We start from the raw sequence: 15,064 nt of genomic DNA, 5'->3' as shown, positions 1-15,064 counted from the left end.
GTTTTTGTTTATGGCTCTGCTTGCGGCGGTAGTGTTAACATGCCTGACGTTGTAAAGGTTACGTCAATATGGAGTATTGAGCATGTTTAAGCCCACCGCACTGACAACTCTGCTGCTGGCGGCAATGCTGACTGCCTGTGGTGGTGACAGCAGTGGTTCTGTTTTAGGTTCTTCGGATTCATCGTCAGATGGCGGTCAGACAGATACTGTCGATGACGGTTCCGGCGGCACAGATACCGTTACCACAGATACCACCATTGAGCGTCCTCGTCTGGGAACCGGCAGTGGCTCAACCTTCGTCGCTGGTGCTCTGGAAGTCAGCTCTTCCAGCCTGAGTGCTGGTGGTACAACCAATGTATCAGCCAATATTGTCGACCCTGATAACAGCAACGCCAAAATTGTCTCCAAGCAATACGGTGTGGAATTTACCTCCTCCTGCTCTGAAGCTGATCCTGCAAAAGCCGCATTCAGCCGTGGTGAAAGCATTACCTCGAGTGGCGAAGTGTCGGTAACTTACGAGGCTAAAGGCTGCGCCGGCACCGATATTATTTCTTTTAAACTTTATGATGCTATTGATGGTATCGTAGATAAAACCGCCGTTCTTCATACAGCGACTGCCACTGTTTCTGTACAGGCTCCAGAAGTAGGTGCTATTGCCTTTGTCGAGACCAGTGCTCCTGCTATTTCTATTTCAACCATCAGCAACCCGGTACTGCCTAAGCTGACCGAAGTGAGTTTTGTCGTACTGGATCGCACGAATAACCCGATTGAGGGTAAGACAGTAACGTTCGCTCTTACGAATGCTGTGGGTGGTATATCGCTTGCCCAGTCGTCCGCAGTTACCAATGAAAATGGTATTGCTAAAGTCTCGCTGCAGTCTGGTTCAACGCATGCAATGACCACTGTTATAGCGACAACAGTAGCAAGTGACGGCGTTACTAAAATCTCTACTTCGTCTCAGGCGATTTCTGTGACGACCACAGGCTTACCCGATCAGAACAGTTTCGATGTTGTCGCAGATATACTTAACCCTGGCTCTTACGATGTTAGTGGTATCCTAGTGGTAGTTACGGCGTTTGTTGGCGACCATTTTAACAACCCCGTTCCTGACGGCACTCTGGTTAACTTCATTGCTGAAAGTGGACTGATTCCAGCCTCTTGCCCGACCAAGGATGGAAGTTGTTCTGTGACATGGAAGAGCGCCGGCTACCGACCAGGCCAAGAAAACTCAAGTCAGTACGCTTCACAGAACTGGGTGAATGAAACAGATCCTCGCCGCAGTGGCGCCTCTGTATCTGGCCTCACCACTATTCTGGCTTATACCGTAGGCGAGCCGGGCTTTACCGATCTTAATGCCGATGGTGTATTTGACAGTTCCGAGCCGTTTGTCGCGCTTCCGGAAGCCATTCTGGATAGCGATATCCTGAATGCGACACTTAATGCGGATACAACCGATCTGGATGCCGGATCAGAAGAGTTTGTAGACTTCGATGCTGACAATGTCAGGGATTCTGCGCCGACAGTTTACGAAGGGGCTCTCTGCTCAACAGCAGCGCTCGGACTTGGACATTGCGCGAGTTTGGTGCACGTGCGTGATACCGTCGTCATCGCTCAGGCAGACTCAAATGAAACTGTATTGGAGCTTTATACCCGCGCTGGCAATGTTTTCACTGCTTGGGATGGTGATCTGGATCTGGATGACAATAATGCAGCGGATGATGCGGGCACTTTCTATGTATTCCTGACAGATGTGAATCGTTCAATGCCTGCCAATGGCACCACGCTGGAAGTTACAGGTGATGGTTATGAAATTACTGGTGAAAGTGGTTCTGTTGGAAACACCGTTGGTTTGATTCCTTCAGCCTACACCGGCTTATCCTCAAGTTTCGGAAAATTATACCGTGTAGAATTCGCTACCGATGTCTCTCCGAAGAAAATTGAGCTTACTGTCACTAGTGGTGGGGCGAAGAGCAGTGTGATTTTGCGCCCGACACTTTAATGCAGAATAGAATCCCGGCTCCGGCCGGGATTTTTCTTTCTGCTTACTCAATCTCACACCTGTGTATAGCTCTGGTAAATCCAGAGCTTCCCGCCATATTTACCTGTGCCGCAGTGATAAGCTCGGAACCGATGTATTCTGTTTCCGGGTGTGTAAATGCTGCGCAAATTTTCATTTTTACTGTGTATTTTTTCGCTTTTAGCCGGTTGCGGCGGCAGTGAGATGGTGTACGACGAATCGGACTCTGAGGATTCGGATTCCAGTGATGACAGCAGCTCAGAAACGTCGTCGACTGTGAGCTTTTATCCACTGGCCTTCTATGAAGCGGGCACCGATTACGGCGTCGAGACCGATGCCTTCCGTTTGCATTCATCCGAGCCTTTCATCAGCAATTACGTTATTACTCCCGTTGACGCAGAATCACTTTCAGCGGTTGATACTGCTGCCGTTTCCGATTTTTCGATGACAGTCGATGGTCTCGCTGTCGACAGTGATGAAAGCTTCCCTGTGTTGCAGAAAATTCTGGGTATCGATATTCAGCTGACCACGGCCATTGTTATCGACACCAGCGCCAGTATGGATGCCGTTGATCAGGCTGCTCTGATTACCGGGGTGAAAGACTTTATTGCCGCGGCCCGCGCCAGCAGTAACAACGTCATTGCCACGCAGAACTTCACCTTGTGGGCGTTTGCTGCAGAGGACGAATACGCCGGCTGCACAGGCACCACGTCGGCGGAAAATATCGTCAATCTGCATAGCATTACCGACGACGATGATGCGCTGGCGTCGGCGCTCGATACGCTGCAAAGCAACTGGGCGGCGCATGCTTACGGTCGTACTTCTGCTCTGTACGATGCTGTGATTAAGGCGGTGGGTAGCTTTATCGGTGCCGGCACGTATGAAGCCTGCTCCAGCATGGAGTATGCGTTTAACGCCGATGGTGATAATGATCTGGTGGATCGCACCACCCTGGATCAGATCCGTCTGAGCGATGTGGTGGTCATTTCGGCTGGCAGTCGCACCGTCGGCGATTTCGATGCAGAAGCTGTCTCCACCGCGCTGAACTGGCAATCGCTCAGCGTGTTTGATACCAGCTCCGATGATTACTCGCTGACGGAGTCCGGCAAGCCGTTGTTCTACGTCACTATGGGGGATGCCGATGACGGCCTGTCGGATCTTGCAGATACGGTTATCAGTGTCGGTTCCGCAACCTCGTCAGGCGCCTACAGTTTTGCCAGCTCCCTGGTGGCCGCTCAGGTCGCTGCGGTCAGTGAACGGGTCCATGATGGCGAGCAGTACGTTTATCGCTATGCGTTTTTACCGCGCAACGGCGTCCACGAAACCGTGTTATCGGCGACAACGGACTACTACAGTATGAGTCTGACCGGCGAGGTGGATCTGTCGGACGGTTCGGCCGCGGGCGTTGGTACGCCCGAGGAAGAACTGAGCTCGCTGGTAGAGATTACGGGCGCGGCCAATGAGTATCTGGCCAATGGTCAGATCAGTCTGGCGGATCTGACCCAGCTATACCCTGCAACCCGCTGGACCACGTCCACCTACAGCGCGTCCGATTACAGCTGGACGGTTGGAGGCAGCACTCGTTCGGCCGACAGCAGCGGGGCGATCACCCTGACTTCTGCCGACGTCGGCAAGACCGTCATTCTGACCAACACGGCCCGTGGCGAAACGGCATCGATACTGGTGGCGGAATAACCACGCGCTGTCTTCCCTGCCTGATAGCCTGAGTCTGGCGGCATGATGAGCAACGTCAAAATCCCTGATGCGGATTTTTTGTTATCATGCCGCGCAAACTTATCAGCCAGATATCAGGTATTCCATGTCAGAACTGAAAAACGACCGCTTCCTTAAGGCCCTGTTACGCCAGCCGGTAGACCGTACCCCCGTGTGGATGATGCGTCAGGCTGGTCGTTATCTGCCGGAATACCGCGCCACCCGTGCTCAGGCCGGTGACTTTATGGCGCTGTGCAAAAACCCGGAGCTGGCCTGTGAAGTGACCATTCAGCCGCTGGACCGTTTCCCGCTGGATGCCGCTATTCTGTTCTCCGACATCCTGACCATCCCGGACGCCATGGGCTTAGGCCTGTACTTTGAAACCGGCGAAGGCCCGCGTTTCAACAAAATCATCCGCACTGAAGCCGATGTGCAGAGCCTGCAGGTGGTGAACACCGAACGTGATCTGGATTACGTGCTGAAAGCGGTTTCTACCATACGTCGTGAACTGAACGGCCGTGTACCACTGATCGGTTTCTCCGGCAGCCCGTGGACGCTGGCGACCTACATGGTGGAAGGCGGTTCTTCCAAAGAATTCCGTCACGTAAAAGCCATGATGTACGACACGCCGGAAATCATGCACCAGCTGCTGGATGTGCTGGCCAAATCCGTTATCGATTACCTGAATGCACAGATCCTTGCCGGTGCCCAGGCGGTGCAGATTTTCGATACCTGGGGCGGCAATCTGAGCGATGTGGCGTACCGTGAATTCTCGCTGCAATACATGCAGCAGATTGTTGCTGGTCTGATCCGCGAGCACGAAGGCCGTAAGATCCCGGTCATTCTGTTCACCAAGGGCGGTGGTCAGTGGCTGGAGTCGATGGCGGCGACCGGTGCTGATGCGCTGGGTATCGACTGGACCACCGACATTGGCAATGCGCGCTCACGCGTGGGCGATAAAGTGGCCCTGCAGGGCAATATGGACCCATCCGTGCTGTACGCCTCTCCGGCCACTATTCGTGCGGAAGTGAAACGCATCCTCGACAGCTACGGCAAAGGCTCGGGTCAGGTGTTTAATCTGGGTCACGGCATTCATCAGTTTGTCGACCCGGAGCACGCCAAAGCCTTCGTTGAGGCGGTGGTAGAGCTGAGCCCGGCTTACCACGAATAAGCGCCCGCCGCTTCGTTCTCCAAAAGGCCAGCCATCGTGCTGGCCTTTTTCGTCTTACAATTCTTTGCACCCTTTGTTCTGCGCCCTGCGGGTGTCCGGGATACCATGCTATCTTTCTGATATCGCCGGAATTTCCCGGTGGATGACTGGCTGAGAGGCTTTTACTGCATGGAATTATTCTGGATTCCTCTGCTGACGGCGCTGGGAACCCTGATGCCACTGATGGCCTACCGTTATGGCCGCCGTGTCACGCTGGCGGCCACGGCCCTGATGCCCGCGGCGGCGCTGGCTTTGGTCCTGACCTTACTGCCGGATGTGCTGAACGGTGCTGTATTGCGCTGGAGCCACGGTTGGATTGAACAGGCCGGACTGACGCTGGCATTCCGCCTCGATGGTCTGGGGCTGCTGTTCAGTCTGCTGATTCTGGGTATCGGCCTGCTGGTCATTCTCTACGCCCGTTATTACCTGTCCGACAAAGACCACATGGGGCGTTTCTACGCCTTCCTGATGTTGTTTATGACCGCCATGCTCGGCGTGGTGTTGTCCGATAACCTGCTGCAGCTGTGGTTCTTCTGGGAGCTGACCAGCGTCAGTTCTTTCCTGCTGATCAGTTTCTGGTGGCATAAAACCGAAGCACGCAAAGGCGCGCGCATGGCGCTGGCGGTGACCGGTGCCGGTGGTCTGGCTCTGCTCGGTGCTTTTATCCTGATCGGTGACACCGTAGGAACCTACAGTCTGGACGTGGTGCTGAACAGCGGTGATCTGCTGCGCCACAGCGCTGTCTACCCGGTCATCATTGCGCTGTTCCTGCTCGGCGCCTTTACCAAGTCGGCGCAGTTTCCGTTTCATTTCTGGCTGCCGCACGCGATGGCGGCGCCCACCCCGGTGTCGTCGTATCTGCACTCGGCCACTATGGTGAAAGCCGGTGTGTTCCTGCTGGCGCGTTTTTATCCTGTACTGTCCGGCACCGACCTGTGGTTTGCCGTGGTGTCGCTGGTGGGCCTGACCACGCTGTTGGTGGGCGCTTACACGGCGCTGTTCAAACACGATTTAAAAGGCCTGCTGGCGTATTCCACCATCAGCCATCTGGGTCTGATTACCCTGCTGTTTGGTTTGGATACGCGCATGGCAGCCATCGCGGCGGTGTTCCACATCATCAACCACGCGGTGTTTAAGGCGTCGCTGTTTATGGCGGCGGGCATCATCGATCACGAGGCCGGTTCGCGTGATATGCGCCAGCTCAACGGTCTTTGGAAATACATGCCGTACACGGCCACGCTGGCCATGGTAGCGGCAGCGTCGATGGCCGGCGTGCCCTTGCTGAACGGCTTCCTGTCGAAAGAAATGCTGTTCACCGAGACTCTGCATCAGGTGACGCTGGGTTCTATGTCCTGGCTGATCCCGGTACTGGCCACCTTGGGTGGCGCGTTAGCGGTGGCTTACTCACTGCGCTTTATTCACGACGTGTTTTTTAACGGTGAGCCCATTGGTCTGCCACGCACTCCGCACGAGCCGCCGCGCTATATGCGCGTACCGGTGGAGGTGCTGGTGGTGCTCTGTCTGCTGGTGGGTATCGTGCCGGAATTTGCCGTGGGCGATCTGCTTAATGCTGCGGCCAGTGCTGTGATTCAGGCGCCGCTGCCGGAATTCAGTCTGGCGGTGTGGCACGGCTTTAACATTCCACTGCTGATGAGTTTGCTGGCCGTCGTCGGCGGCAGCCTGTTGTACGTAAACCGCCGCTTCCTGTTTGAGTTTCAGGGTCAGTTTGCCGATATCGACGCCAAGAACGAATTCGAGCGCTCGGTGCAGTGGCTGGTCGGTAAAGCCACACGCCTGCAGAGTGTGATCGACAGTGGCCGCCTGCAGAGTTACACCACCTGGCTGGTGCTGGCGGCGTTAGTCGCTGCCGGCTGGCCGCTGCTGAACATGGCCAATGCGCGCGGCAGTCTGGGTGTGCAGCCTGTGGATTTACCGGTTCTTGCCGGTGCTGCGTTGCTGCTGATCGGTACTTTTACCACCGTGATCTTCAGTCATCTGCGTCTGCTGGCGCTGGTGATGGTGTCGATTGTCGGATTGGTCGTTGCCATTGCCTTTGCCTGGTTCTCGGCGCCCGATCTGGCGCTGACCCAGCTGTCGGTGGAAGTGGCGACCATTATTCTGTTTATGCTGGCGCTGTATTTCCTGCCGCAACAAACGCCGCTGAAAGAAAGCTCAGCACGGCGCATTGTGCGTGATCTGGGCATCGCGGCTGCCGTTGGCGGTGTGGTCGGCACTCTGTGTTACGCCATGCTGACGCGTCCGCTGTCCAGTATTTCCGACTTCTTTGTGGCCAACAGTAAAACCGGCGGCGGTGGCACCAACGTGGTCAACGTGATTCTGGTCGATTTTCGTGGCTTCGATACGCTGGGCGAAATTACTGTACTCGGTATCGCCGCCCTCGGCATTTATAAACTGCTGGCCGGTATGCGCCTGTACGTGCCGGCGGCGGATGCCGACGGCCGTCCGTGGGCGCTGGATAAAAATCCTATGATGCTGGCGGTGATCTCCCAGAGTCTGTTACCGCTGGCGCTGCTGGTGTCGGCGTATATTTTCCTGCGCGGCCACAACTTGCCGGGCGGTGGTTTTATCGCCGGTCTGATTACCGCCATCGCTTTAATTCAGCAATACGTTGCCCATGGTGTGGAGTGGATGAAGGCAAGGCTGAATTTCCCGTATCACGCCATGATTGCCATTGGCCTGACGCTCGCGTTGGGCACAGGTCTGGCCAGCTGGTTATTCGGCCTGCCGTTCCTCACCACCTGGTTTGATCATTTCCATCTGCCCTGGGTGGGAGAATTCGAGCTGGCCAGTGCCATGGTGTTTGATCTGGGCGTCTACTTCACCGTCATCGGTGCCACGCTGCTGATTCTGGCCAACCTTGGTCAGCTGACTACCAGCGAACGTCCACGTCCTGATAATCGCGGAGATAATTAATGGAAACGATTTACGCCATTTGTGTCGGCGCGATGACCATGGGCGGTATTTTTCTGGTGCTGCGCGGCTATACCTTTGCCGTGGTACTGGGCCTGACCCTGCTGTCGTACGCGGTGAATTTATTTATCTTTGCCAGTGGCCGCTTAGTGATTGATGGTGCCGTGATTCTCGGCAGCAGTGAACAATACGCCGACCCGCTGCCACAGGCGCTGGTGTTAACCGCCATTGTTATCGGTTTCGCCATGACGGCGTTTGCTTTGATTTTAGCGCTGCGCGCGCGTTCTGATCTGGGTAATGATCAGGTGGATGGACGCACGGAAATTCACGATGAATTACCGCACAAACACAAAGGCGGGGAGCATAAATGAGTTTTACTGAACACCTCATTTTCTTCCCGGTACTGCTGCCGATGCTGGCCGGCATTCTGTTGCTGTTACCCGGATTTCACGCACACATTACGCGCCAGCGTTTACTGGGGCTGGCGGTGAATATAGGCTTAATACTCTCGGCCATTGCCTTGCTGCAGCAGAGTCTTCAGCAGAGCCAGATGTACATGATGGGCAACTGGCAGGCGCCGTTTGGTATCGCGTTGGTGAATGACAAACTCACCGCCGTGATGCTGCTGTTGTCGGCCATTCTCGGTACCGCTACGCACATGTACGCCAGCGGTGGTGACGATAAGCGCGGGCCGTTTTTTCACCCGCTGTTTATGTTCCAGCTGATGGGTATTAACGGCGCCTTTTTAACCGCCGATATTTTCAATTTATTCGTCTTCTTCGAGATTCTGCTGATCGCCTCGTATTCGCTGCTGATTCACGGTGGTGGCAAACAACGTACGCAGGCCGCGGTGCATTATGTATTGCTCAATTTAACCGGCTCGGCGTTTTTCCTGATTGGTCTGGCGGTGATTTACGCCGCTTTCGGCACTCTGAATCTGGCGGACATGGCGTACAAAGCAGCGACACTGGATGAAAGCAACCGCCAGCTGGCACAGGCCGGTGGGTTATTGCTGCTGGTGGTGTTTGGCCTGAAGGCCGCGCTGTTGCCGCTGCATTTCTGGCTGCCGCGTACCTATGCCTACACCTCGGCGCCGGTCGCGGCGTTATTCGCCATTATGACCAAGGTAGGTATCTACAGCATCTGGCGCGTACACACCGCCGTGTTCGGCGATTACGCAGGCCCGCTGGCCAATATTGCCGACGGCTGGTTGTGGCCGCTGGGCTGGCTGACGCTGGTGGCGGGTATTATTGCCGTGCTGGCGAGCAATACACTGAAATTACTGGTGGCCAATCTGGTGGTGGTATCCGCCGGTACCCTGCTGCTGATGCTGGCTCAAAACGAAATCGCCGCCACCGCCGCGGCTCTGTATTACCTGCTGCACAGTACCTTGATGGCCGCCGCGCTGTTTTTACTGGCCGGCATGATTACCGCCCAGCGTGGTCAGGCGCAGGACCGTTTTGTAAAAAGCCGGCCGCTGGTTCAGCACGGTCTGCTCGGCAGTCTGTTTGTGATCGCCGCCGTGGCCATGATTGGTCTGCCGCCGCTGTCGGGCTTTGTCGGTAAAATTCTGCTGCTGCAGGCATCCGTAGAAAACGCCGGGTGGGTTTGGGTACCTGTGCTGCTGTCGGGGCTTGCGGCCATGGTGATTCTGACCCGCGCCGGCACCAGTATTTTCTGGCGTGTGCAGGGTGTCGCGCATGTGGCCGACAAAGCCAGCCCGTTACAGGTGCTGGCGGTGGTTTTATTACTGGCCATGTCGCCATTAATGGTGGTGTTTGGCGGACCGCTCACTGAGTTAACCATGGCCGCTGCCGAACAATTGCATCAGGCGCCGGTGGCGATTGCGGAGGTGCGTCCATGAGATACGGATTACCTATGCCGCTGCACAGCCTGATGCTGTTGCTGGTGTGGTTATTACTGAACGGGTTTTCTGCCGGGCAGCTGGTGCTGGGCGCGTTTCTGGCGTGGCTGATTCCTGTGCTCACCTGGCCTTATACCGATCATCAGAGCAAAGCGCGTAAACCGCTGAAAGTGCTGCAGTACGTGCTGTGTTTATTGTGGGATATTCTGGTGTCGAATATTGAAGTTGCCCGGCGGGTATTGCGCAGTAACCGCCATTTAAATCCGGGATTTATTGCGTATCCGCTGAGTCTGCAGGGCGATTTTCCGCTGACGGTTCTGGCCAGCACCATTTCGCTGACGCCGGGTACCGTGAGTGTGGATTTTTCAGAAGACCGTCAGTGGCTGTACATTCACGCGCTGCACATCGACAGCGAGCAGGCGATCATCGACAGCATCCGCAGCCGCTACGAAAGTTTATTGCAGGAGATATTCGTATGAGCAGCGCCCTGATCTTAAACGCCGCCATTCTGATCACCTCGGTGCTGGTGCTGATTTCTCTGCTGCTGAATGTCTGGCGCATGCTGAAAGGGCCGGATATTACCGACCGCATTCTGGCGCTCGACACCCTGTACATCAACAGCATCGCGCTGATTATTCTGCTCGGTTTGTACAACGGCTCGGCGCTGTATTTCGAAGGCGCTTTGCTGATTGCCATGCTGGGCTTTGTCAGCACCTCAGCGCTCAGTAAATACCTGCTGCGCGGCGACATTATTGAGTGATTTTATGAACGATATTCTGATTATTATCGCGGCGGTGCTGTTATTGATCGGTGGATTCTTCGTCTTTATCGGTTCGGTCGGTCTGATTAAATTGCCGGATTTTTACACCCGCCTGCACGCACCGACCAAGGCCACCACGCTGGGTATCGGTTCTGTGTTGCTGGCGTCTATGCTGCTGACCACGCTGCGCGATGGCGGATTCAGCGTGCACGAGCTGGTGATCAGCCTGTTTCTTTTCATCACCGCGCCGGTGTCGGCCCATATGATGGCCAAAGCGGCGTTGCACAAACACATCCGCACGCAGGACAACACCCGCCGCCGGGAGCTGATGACCCGCATCGCGCGCCAGCAGGATCCCGGCAGCGCCGACTGACCGCTTTGCGCAAATCAGGCCCGGGCAACCGGGCGTAATGCCATGGCTCTGCTAATATAAAAGCCTGTTATTGCACAGGCGGTGGCCTGGGCAGCCAGTCAGTACCGGTAGCCAATCATCATGCAGACATCACCGAGTAAGAAATCCGCGCAGGGCGTGCTGTTGTTCCGCCTGAACATGCGCCAGATGTTTGCCATCGGCACCCTCAAGGTGCGCGAGATCATTCCCTTTGAACCCCTCAATGCCATTCCGCGCTCGCATCCGGCCGTTGCCGGTACTGTGTATACCCGCGGGGCGACCATTCCTGTCATCGATCTGGCGGCGGCTGTCGGCTACCGCCCGGTCAATGAGGAAGAGCGCACCAGCTGCGCCATCATAGTGACCGACTGCCAGCGGCAGATTGTGGGCTTTCTGGTACGTAAGATTGAACGCATCATCGACACCAACTGGCGCAGCATTGTGAACGTGCCGGAGAGTGCCGGGCGCAACAATTACGCGTCGGGCATCATAGTGCAGGATGACGAACTGATTCAGTTGCTCGACATCGAAACACTCTTGTCGCATCTGTTCCCGGTGGAATCCAACCAGCGCCGCGGTTCGGTTACGGATGTCGAGCGGGAGCTGCTGTTGCGTCATCCGATTCTGATGGTCGACGACTCCGCCATTGCCCGTAAGCAGTTGTCGGAAGCGCTCGATTACATCGACGTGCCGTACGACGTATGCACCGACGGCAAGCAGGCGCTGGATAAAATGCACGAGGCCATCACCGAGGGCGTGCCCTACGATATTCTGGTCAGCGACATCGAAATGCCGGGTCTGGATGGCTACGAGCTGGCGTTTGAAGTGCGCAACGAAAAAGCACTGGCGCACATGTATCTGATCCTTCACACCTCGCTTTCCAGCGAGATCAGCATCGACCGCGCGCATCAGGTTGGCGCCAACGAAGCGTTGGAAAAATTCGAAGCGCAGGAGTTGCTGGACGCTATGGTGCGTGGCGCTCAGCAGATCGAGCGCGGGCGTGTCCGCCCCGGCGTTGAAAGCCGCATTCACGAAGATTAACGCGGCCGGATGTGATCCGGCCCGTTCACCTCACAGGCTGTCGAGCGCCTGCTGCAGTTTTTCTACCCCGATAATCGTCATACCCGGCACCGGCTGACGCGGCACGTTGGCCTTGGGCACGATGGCGCGGGTAAAGCCGTGCTTGGCGGCTTCTTTAATGCGTTCCTGACCGGACGGCACCGGGCGGATTTCACCGGATAAGCCGACTTCACCGAACACGATTAAATCCTGCGGCAGTGGCTGATCGCGGAAGCTGGATAAGGCCGCCAGCAGCAGTGCCAGATCGGCGGCGGTTTCGCCGACTTTTACACCGCCCACCACGTTGATATATACATCCTGATCACCCAGATGAATGCCGCCATGGCGGTGCAGGGCGGCCAGCAGCAGGTTCATACGGTTCTGATCGAGACCCACGGCCACGCGTTTCGGATGGCCGAAATGACTGTCGTCGACCAGCGCCTGAATTTCCACCAGTAACGGCCGCGTGCCTTCCCAGATCACCATCACCACACTGCCGGCGGCGGCTTCACCGCTGCGGCTTAAGAATATCGAACTGGGGTTTTTCACTTCCCTAAGGCCGGTGTCGACCATGGCGAACACGCCCAGTTCGTTGATGGCACCAAAGCGGTTTTTAATGCCGCGCAGGGTGCGGAAACGGCTGTCGCCATCGCCTTCCAGCATGATGGAACAGTCGATCATATGCTCCAGCACTTTCGGGCCGGCCAGCGTACCGTCTTTGGTCACATGGCCGACCAGCAGCAGAATGGTGCCGGTCTGTTTGGCGAAGCGGGTGAGGGCGGCGGCGCTCTCGCGCACCTGCGACACACTGCCCGGCGCAGACTCTACGCCCTCCACATGCATCACCTGAATGGAGTCGATCACCACCACTTTCGGCTGGTGCTGCTGCAGCGTTTGCAGCAGGCGGTCGACGCTGGTTTCACTCAGCATATTGAGCTGATCGGTGGGCAGGCCCAGACGTTTGGCGCGCATGGCCACCTGTTGCAGGCTTTCTTCACCGGTGACGTACAGCGCCGGCATACGTGCGGCCAGCGCGCACATGGTCTGCAGCAGCAGGGTCGATTTACCGGCCCCCGGATGACCACCGATCAGAATGGCGGAACCCGGTACCAAGCCGCCGCCGAGTACGCGGTCGAATTCCTGCATGCCACTGCTGACGCGCGGCACTTCTTCCAGATTCACATCGGCCAGACGCTGAATGCCCTGACTGCCAGCGCTGCCGGCATAGCCTGCCAGTGCGTCGCGGGCCGGGGTTTTCGCCGCAGAAACGACAAACTCCTGCAGCGTATTCCAGGCGCCGCAGTCGGTGCATTGTCCCTGCCATTTGGCGTGTTCAGAGCCGCAGTCGTTACACACGTAGGCGGTTTTGCGTTTGGCCATTGTCCGTCTCATTTATAAAGTTGGCCTGAGTTTACGGCCCGCCGTCGCCATTGCAAACCACAGGGCTGTGCAAAGGGCAGGGCACAGGGATGAGTGGGCTGTCAGTAAGGGTTGATGTTGATACACTGCCGCCGGCCGCAGCGGAAATCTGCGCCCATAACAACGACAACAAAAATGAACAACACAATGCCATGACATCAGGCGCAGCCTGATGGCGCACAACACGGAAGAACGGCCATGAACCCAGACAATATGAAGCCCGAAACGCTCGCCATTCACGCCGGTTTTGACGACGACCCGACCACCCGCGCGGTGGCGGTGCCGATTTATCAGACCACTTCGTACAGCTTCCGCGACACTCAGCACGGCGCCGACCTGTTCGATCTGAAAGAGCCGGGCAATATTTACACCCGCATCATGAACCCGACCAACGACGTGCTGGAAAAGCGCGTGGCGCTGATGGAAGGTGGTATCGGCGCGCTGTGCATGGCGTCGGGCATGGCGGCCATTACGGCCAGCATTCAGACGCTGGCGCGAGCCGGCGACAACATCGTCAGCGTCAGCCAGCTGTACGGCGGCACTTACAACCTGTTCGCGCATACCCTGCCGCAGCAGGGCATTCAGGTGCGCATGGCATCCGGTGATGACGTGGCGGCTCTGGAAGCCCTGATCGACGACAAAACCAAAGCCCTGTTCTGTGAATCCATCGGCAATCCGGCCGGCAACGTGGTCGACCTGCAGGCGCTGGCGACCATGGCGCACAAACACGGCGTGCCTGTGATTGTGGATAACACAGTGGCCACCCCTTACCTGTGCCGTCCGTTTGATTTCGGCGCCGATATTGTCGTGCACTCGCTGACCAAATACATGGGCGGCCACGGCACCACGGTGGGCGGCATTCTTGTCGATTCCGGAAAATTCCCATGGAAAGACAACCCACGCTTCCCGCACTTTAATCAGCCGGACCCGTCGTACCACGGTGTGGTGTATGCCGAAGCCTTCGGCCCGGCCGCCTTTATCGGCCGCGCGCGCGTCGTCCCGCTTCGCAACATGGGTGCCGCGCTGTCGCCGTTCAATGCCTTTATGATTCTGCAGGGACTGGAAACCATGCCGCTGCGCATGGACCGTCATGTTGAAAACGCGCAAAAAGTGGCGGAATTTCTGGCCGCTCACGAGAAGGTCAGCTGGGTGAATTACGCCGGTCTGCCCGCCAGCAAATACCACGCCGTGGCGCAGCGCATGGTGAAGGGCAAGCCGTCGGCCATTCTGAGTTTCGGTATTAAAGGTGGTGCTGAGGCCGGTGCGAAATTCATTGATGCTCTGCAGCTGATCAAGCGGCTGGTGAACATCGGCGACGCAAAAAGTCTGGCCTGTCACCCGGCTACCACCACCCATCGTCAGCTGAACGAGCAGGAACTGGCCTCCGCCGGAGTCAGCAAAGATCTGGTGCGTATTTCGGTGGGTATTGAGCACGTCGACGACATCATCGCCGACATCGCGCAGGCGCTGAAAGCGGCCGTCTGATGGGCGGCCTGCCATAAGCGCGGGCCATACACTCAGACCAAAAAGGGCGGATTTTCCGCCCTTTTTTGATGGCCCGGGCTCAGGGCTGCCGGTCGTTAATCGCAGTGACAACCCTGAGCGCATAGTTTTGTCATCGTCGCGGAATATCGGATAGGGTGCCCTGTGGGGCGGTGATACTATATCGCCCGTTTCTGTCAGCCTCCGGTGGAGAAAAC

Annotated in this window: 12 protein-coding genes; 11 read left to right on the top strand and 1 reads right to left on the bottom strand. The window is 56.7% G+C overall.

Annotation, left to right across the window (positions count from 1 at the left end; all coding sequences use genetic code 11):
• Positions 1-82 precede the first annotated feature (82 nt).
• The 10 genes from ACQUQU_RS14400 to ACQUQU_RS14355 all read left to right on the top strand — a co-directional run bounded on the left by ACQUQU_RS14400 (position 83) and on the right by ACQUQU_RS14355 (position 11,927).
• A complete protein-coding gene (locus ACQUQU_RS14400) occupies positions 83-1,999 on the top strand; it encodes an Ig-like domain-containing protein (RefSeq protein WP_430460399.1) in 1,917 nt (638 codons plus the stop codon).
• Between the two features lie 156 nt (positions 2,000-2,155).
• On the top strand, positions 2,156-3,712 hold the full coding sequence (locus ACQUQU_RS14395; protein WP_430460398.1) for a hypothetical protein: 1,557 nt from the start codon (positions 2,156-2,158) through the stop codon (positions 3,710-3,712).
• Between the two features lie 124 nt (positions 3,713-3,836).
• Positions 3,837-4,901 (top strand): uroporphyrinogen decarboxylase, encoded by a 1,065-nt coding sequence (gene hemE / locus ACQUQU_RS14390; protein WP_430460397.1) that lies wholly within the window; start codon positions 3,837-3,839, stop codon positions 4,899-4,901.
• Between the two features lie 168 nt (positions 4,902-5,069).
• The gene (locus ACQUQU_RS14385) at positions 5,070-7,874 is read left to right on the top strand and encodes a monovalent cation/H+ antiporter subunit A (protein ID WP_430460396.1); all 2,805 of its coding nucleotides are present in this window, start codon (positions 5,070-5,072) and stop codon (positions 7,872-7,874) included.
• Positions 7,874-8,242, top strand: coding sequence for a Na+/H+ antiporter subunit C (locus tag ACQUQU_RS14380; protein ID WP_430460395.1), 369 nt, complete (start codon positions 7,874-7,876; stop codon positions 8,240-8,242). Before ACQUQU_RS14385 ends, ACQUQU_RS14380 begins: the two co-directional genes overlap by 1 nt.
• Entirely contained in the window at positions 8,239-9,735 is a 1,497-nt protein-coding gene (locus tag ACQUQU_RS14375) for a monovalent cation/H+ antiporter subunit D (protein ID WP_430460394.1), read from the top strand. Before ACQUQU_RS14380 ends, ACQUQU_RS14375 begins: the two co-directional genes overlap by 4 nt.
• Positions 9,732-10,214: a Na+/H+ antiporter subunit E gene (locus ACQUQU_RS14370; RefSeq protein ID WP_430460393.1), complete on the top strand. Its 483-nt coding sequence runs from the start codon at positions 9,732-9,734 to the stop codon at positions 10,212-10,214. The genes ACQUQU_RS14375 and ACQUQU_RS14370 overlap by 4 nt, the downstream gene beginning before the upstream one ends.
• Positions 10,211-10,495, top strand: a complete 285-nt coding sequence (locus tag ACQUQU_RS14365) for a K+/H+ antiporter subunit F (RefSeq protein WP_430460392.1) — start codon at positions 10,211-10,213, stop codon at positions 10,493-10,495. The genes ACQUQU_RS14370 and ACQUQU_RS14365 overlap by 4 nt, the downstream gene beginning before the upstream one ends.
• A gap of 4 nt (positions 10,496-10,499) precedes the next feature.
• Positions 10,500-10,868 (top strand): Na+/H+ antiporter subunit G, encoded by a 369-nt coding sequence (locus tag ACQUQU_RS14360; protein WP_430460391.1) that lies wholly within the window; start codon positions 10,500-10,502, stop codon positions 10,866-10,868.
• A gap of 120 nt (positions 10,869-10,988) precedes the next feature.
• Positions 10,989-11,927 (top strand): chemotaxis protein, encoded by a 939-nt coding sequence (locus ACQUQU_RS14355; protein WP_430460390.1) that lies wholly within the window; start codon positions 10,989-10,991, stop codon positions 11,925-11,927.
• 30 nt (positions 11,928-11,957) lie between these two features.
• On the opposite strand, the gene radA is transcribed toward ACQUQU_RS14355, so the two are convergent.
• Positions 11,958-13,325: a DNA repair protein RadA gene (gene radA, locus ACQUQU_RS14350; RefSeq protein WP_430460389.1), complete on the bottom strand. Its 1,368-nt coding sequence runs from the start codon at positions 13,323-13,325 to the stop codon at positions 11,958-11,960.
• A 252-nt stretch (positions 13,326-13,577) separates the two neighbouring features.
• Between radA and ACQUQU_RS14345 the strand changes: the two genes are divergently transcribed.
• A complete protein-coding gene (locus ACQUQU_RS14345) occupies positions 13,578-14,849 on the top strand; it encodes a bifunctional O-acetylhomoserine aminocarboxypropyltransferase/cysteine synthase (protein ID WP_430463043.1) in 1,272 nt (423 codons plus the stop codon).
• Positions 14,850-15,064 lie beyond the last annotated feature (215 nt).

Origin of the sequence: Thalassolituus sp. LLYu03 (genome assembly GCF_050507655.1) — a bacterium.
Taxonomy (GTDB): domain Bacteria; phylum Pseudomonadota; class Gammaproteobacteria; order Pseudomonadales; family Oceanobacteraceae; genus Venatoribacter.
This window is presented reverse-complemented; position numbering and strand designations above follow the sequence as displayed.

Coding starts and splice junctions, on each gene's coding strand:
- ACQUQU_RS14370 (WP_430460393.1), top strand. CDS start 9,732: ATGAGATACGGATTACCTATGCCGCTGCACAGCCTGATGCTGTTGCTG.
- ACQUQU_RS14365 (WP_430460392.1), top strand. CDS start 10,211: ATGAGCAGCGCCCTGATCTTAAACGCCGCCATTCTGATCACCTCGGTG.
- ACQUQU_RS14380 (WP_430460395.1), top strand. CDS start 7,874: ATGGAAACGATTTACGCCATTTGTGTCGGCGCGATGACCATGGGCGGT.
- ACQUQU_RS14400 (WP_430460399.1), top strand. CDS start 83: ATGTTTAAGCCCACCGCACTGACAACTCTGCTGCTGGCGGCAATGCTG.
- ACQUQU_RS14395 (WP_430460398.1), top strand. CDS start 2,156: ATGCTGCGCAAATTTTCATTTTTACTGTGTATTTTTTCGCTTTTAGCC.
- ACQUQU_RS14375 (WP_430460394.1), top strand. CDS start 8,239: ATGAGTTTTACTGAACACCTCATTTTCTTCCCGGTACTGCTGCCGATG.
- ACQUQU_RS14360 (WP_430460391.1), top strand. CDS start 10,500: ATGAACGATATTCTGATTATTATCGCGGCGGTGCTGTTATTGATCGGT.
- hemE (WP_430460397.1), top strand. CDS start 3,837: ATGTCAGAACTGAAAAACGACCGCTTCCTTAAGGCCCTGTTACGCCAG.
- ACQUQU_RS14355 (WP_430460390.1), top strand. CDS start 10,989: ATGCAGACATCACCGAGTAAGAAATCCGCGCAGGGCGTGCTGTTGTTC.
- ACQUQU_RS14345 (WP_430463043.1), top strand. CDS start 13,578: ATGAAGCCCGAAACGCTCGCCATTCACGCCGGTTTTGACGACGACCCG.
- ACQUQU_RS14385 (WP_430460396.1), top strand. CDS start 5,070: ATGGAATTATTCTGGATTCCTCTGCTGACGGCGCTGGGAACCCTGATG.
- radA (WP_430460389.1), bottom strand. CDS start 13,325: ATGGCCAAACGCAAAACCGCCTACGTGTGTAACGACTGCGGCTCTGAA.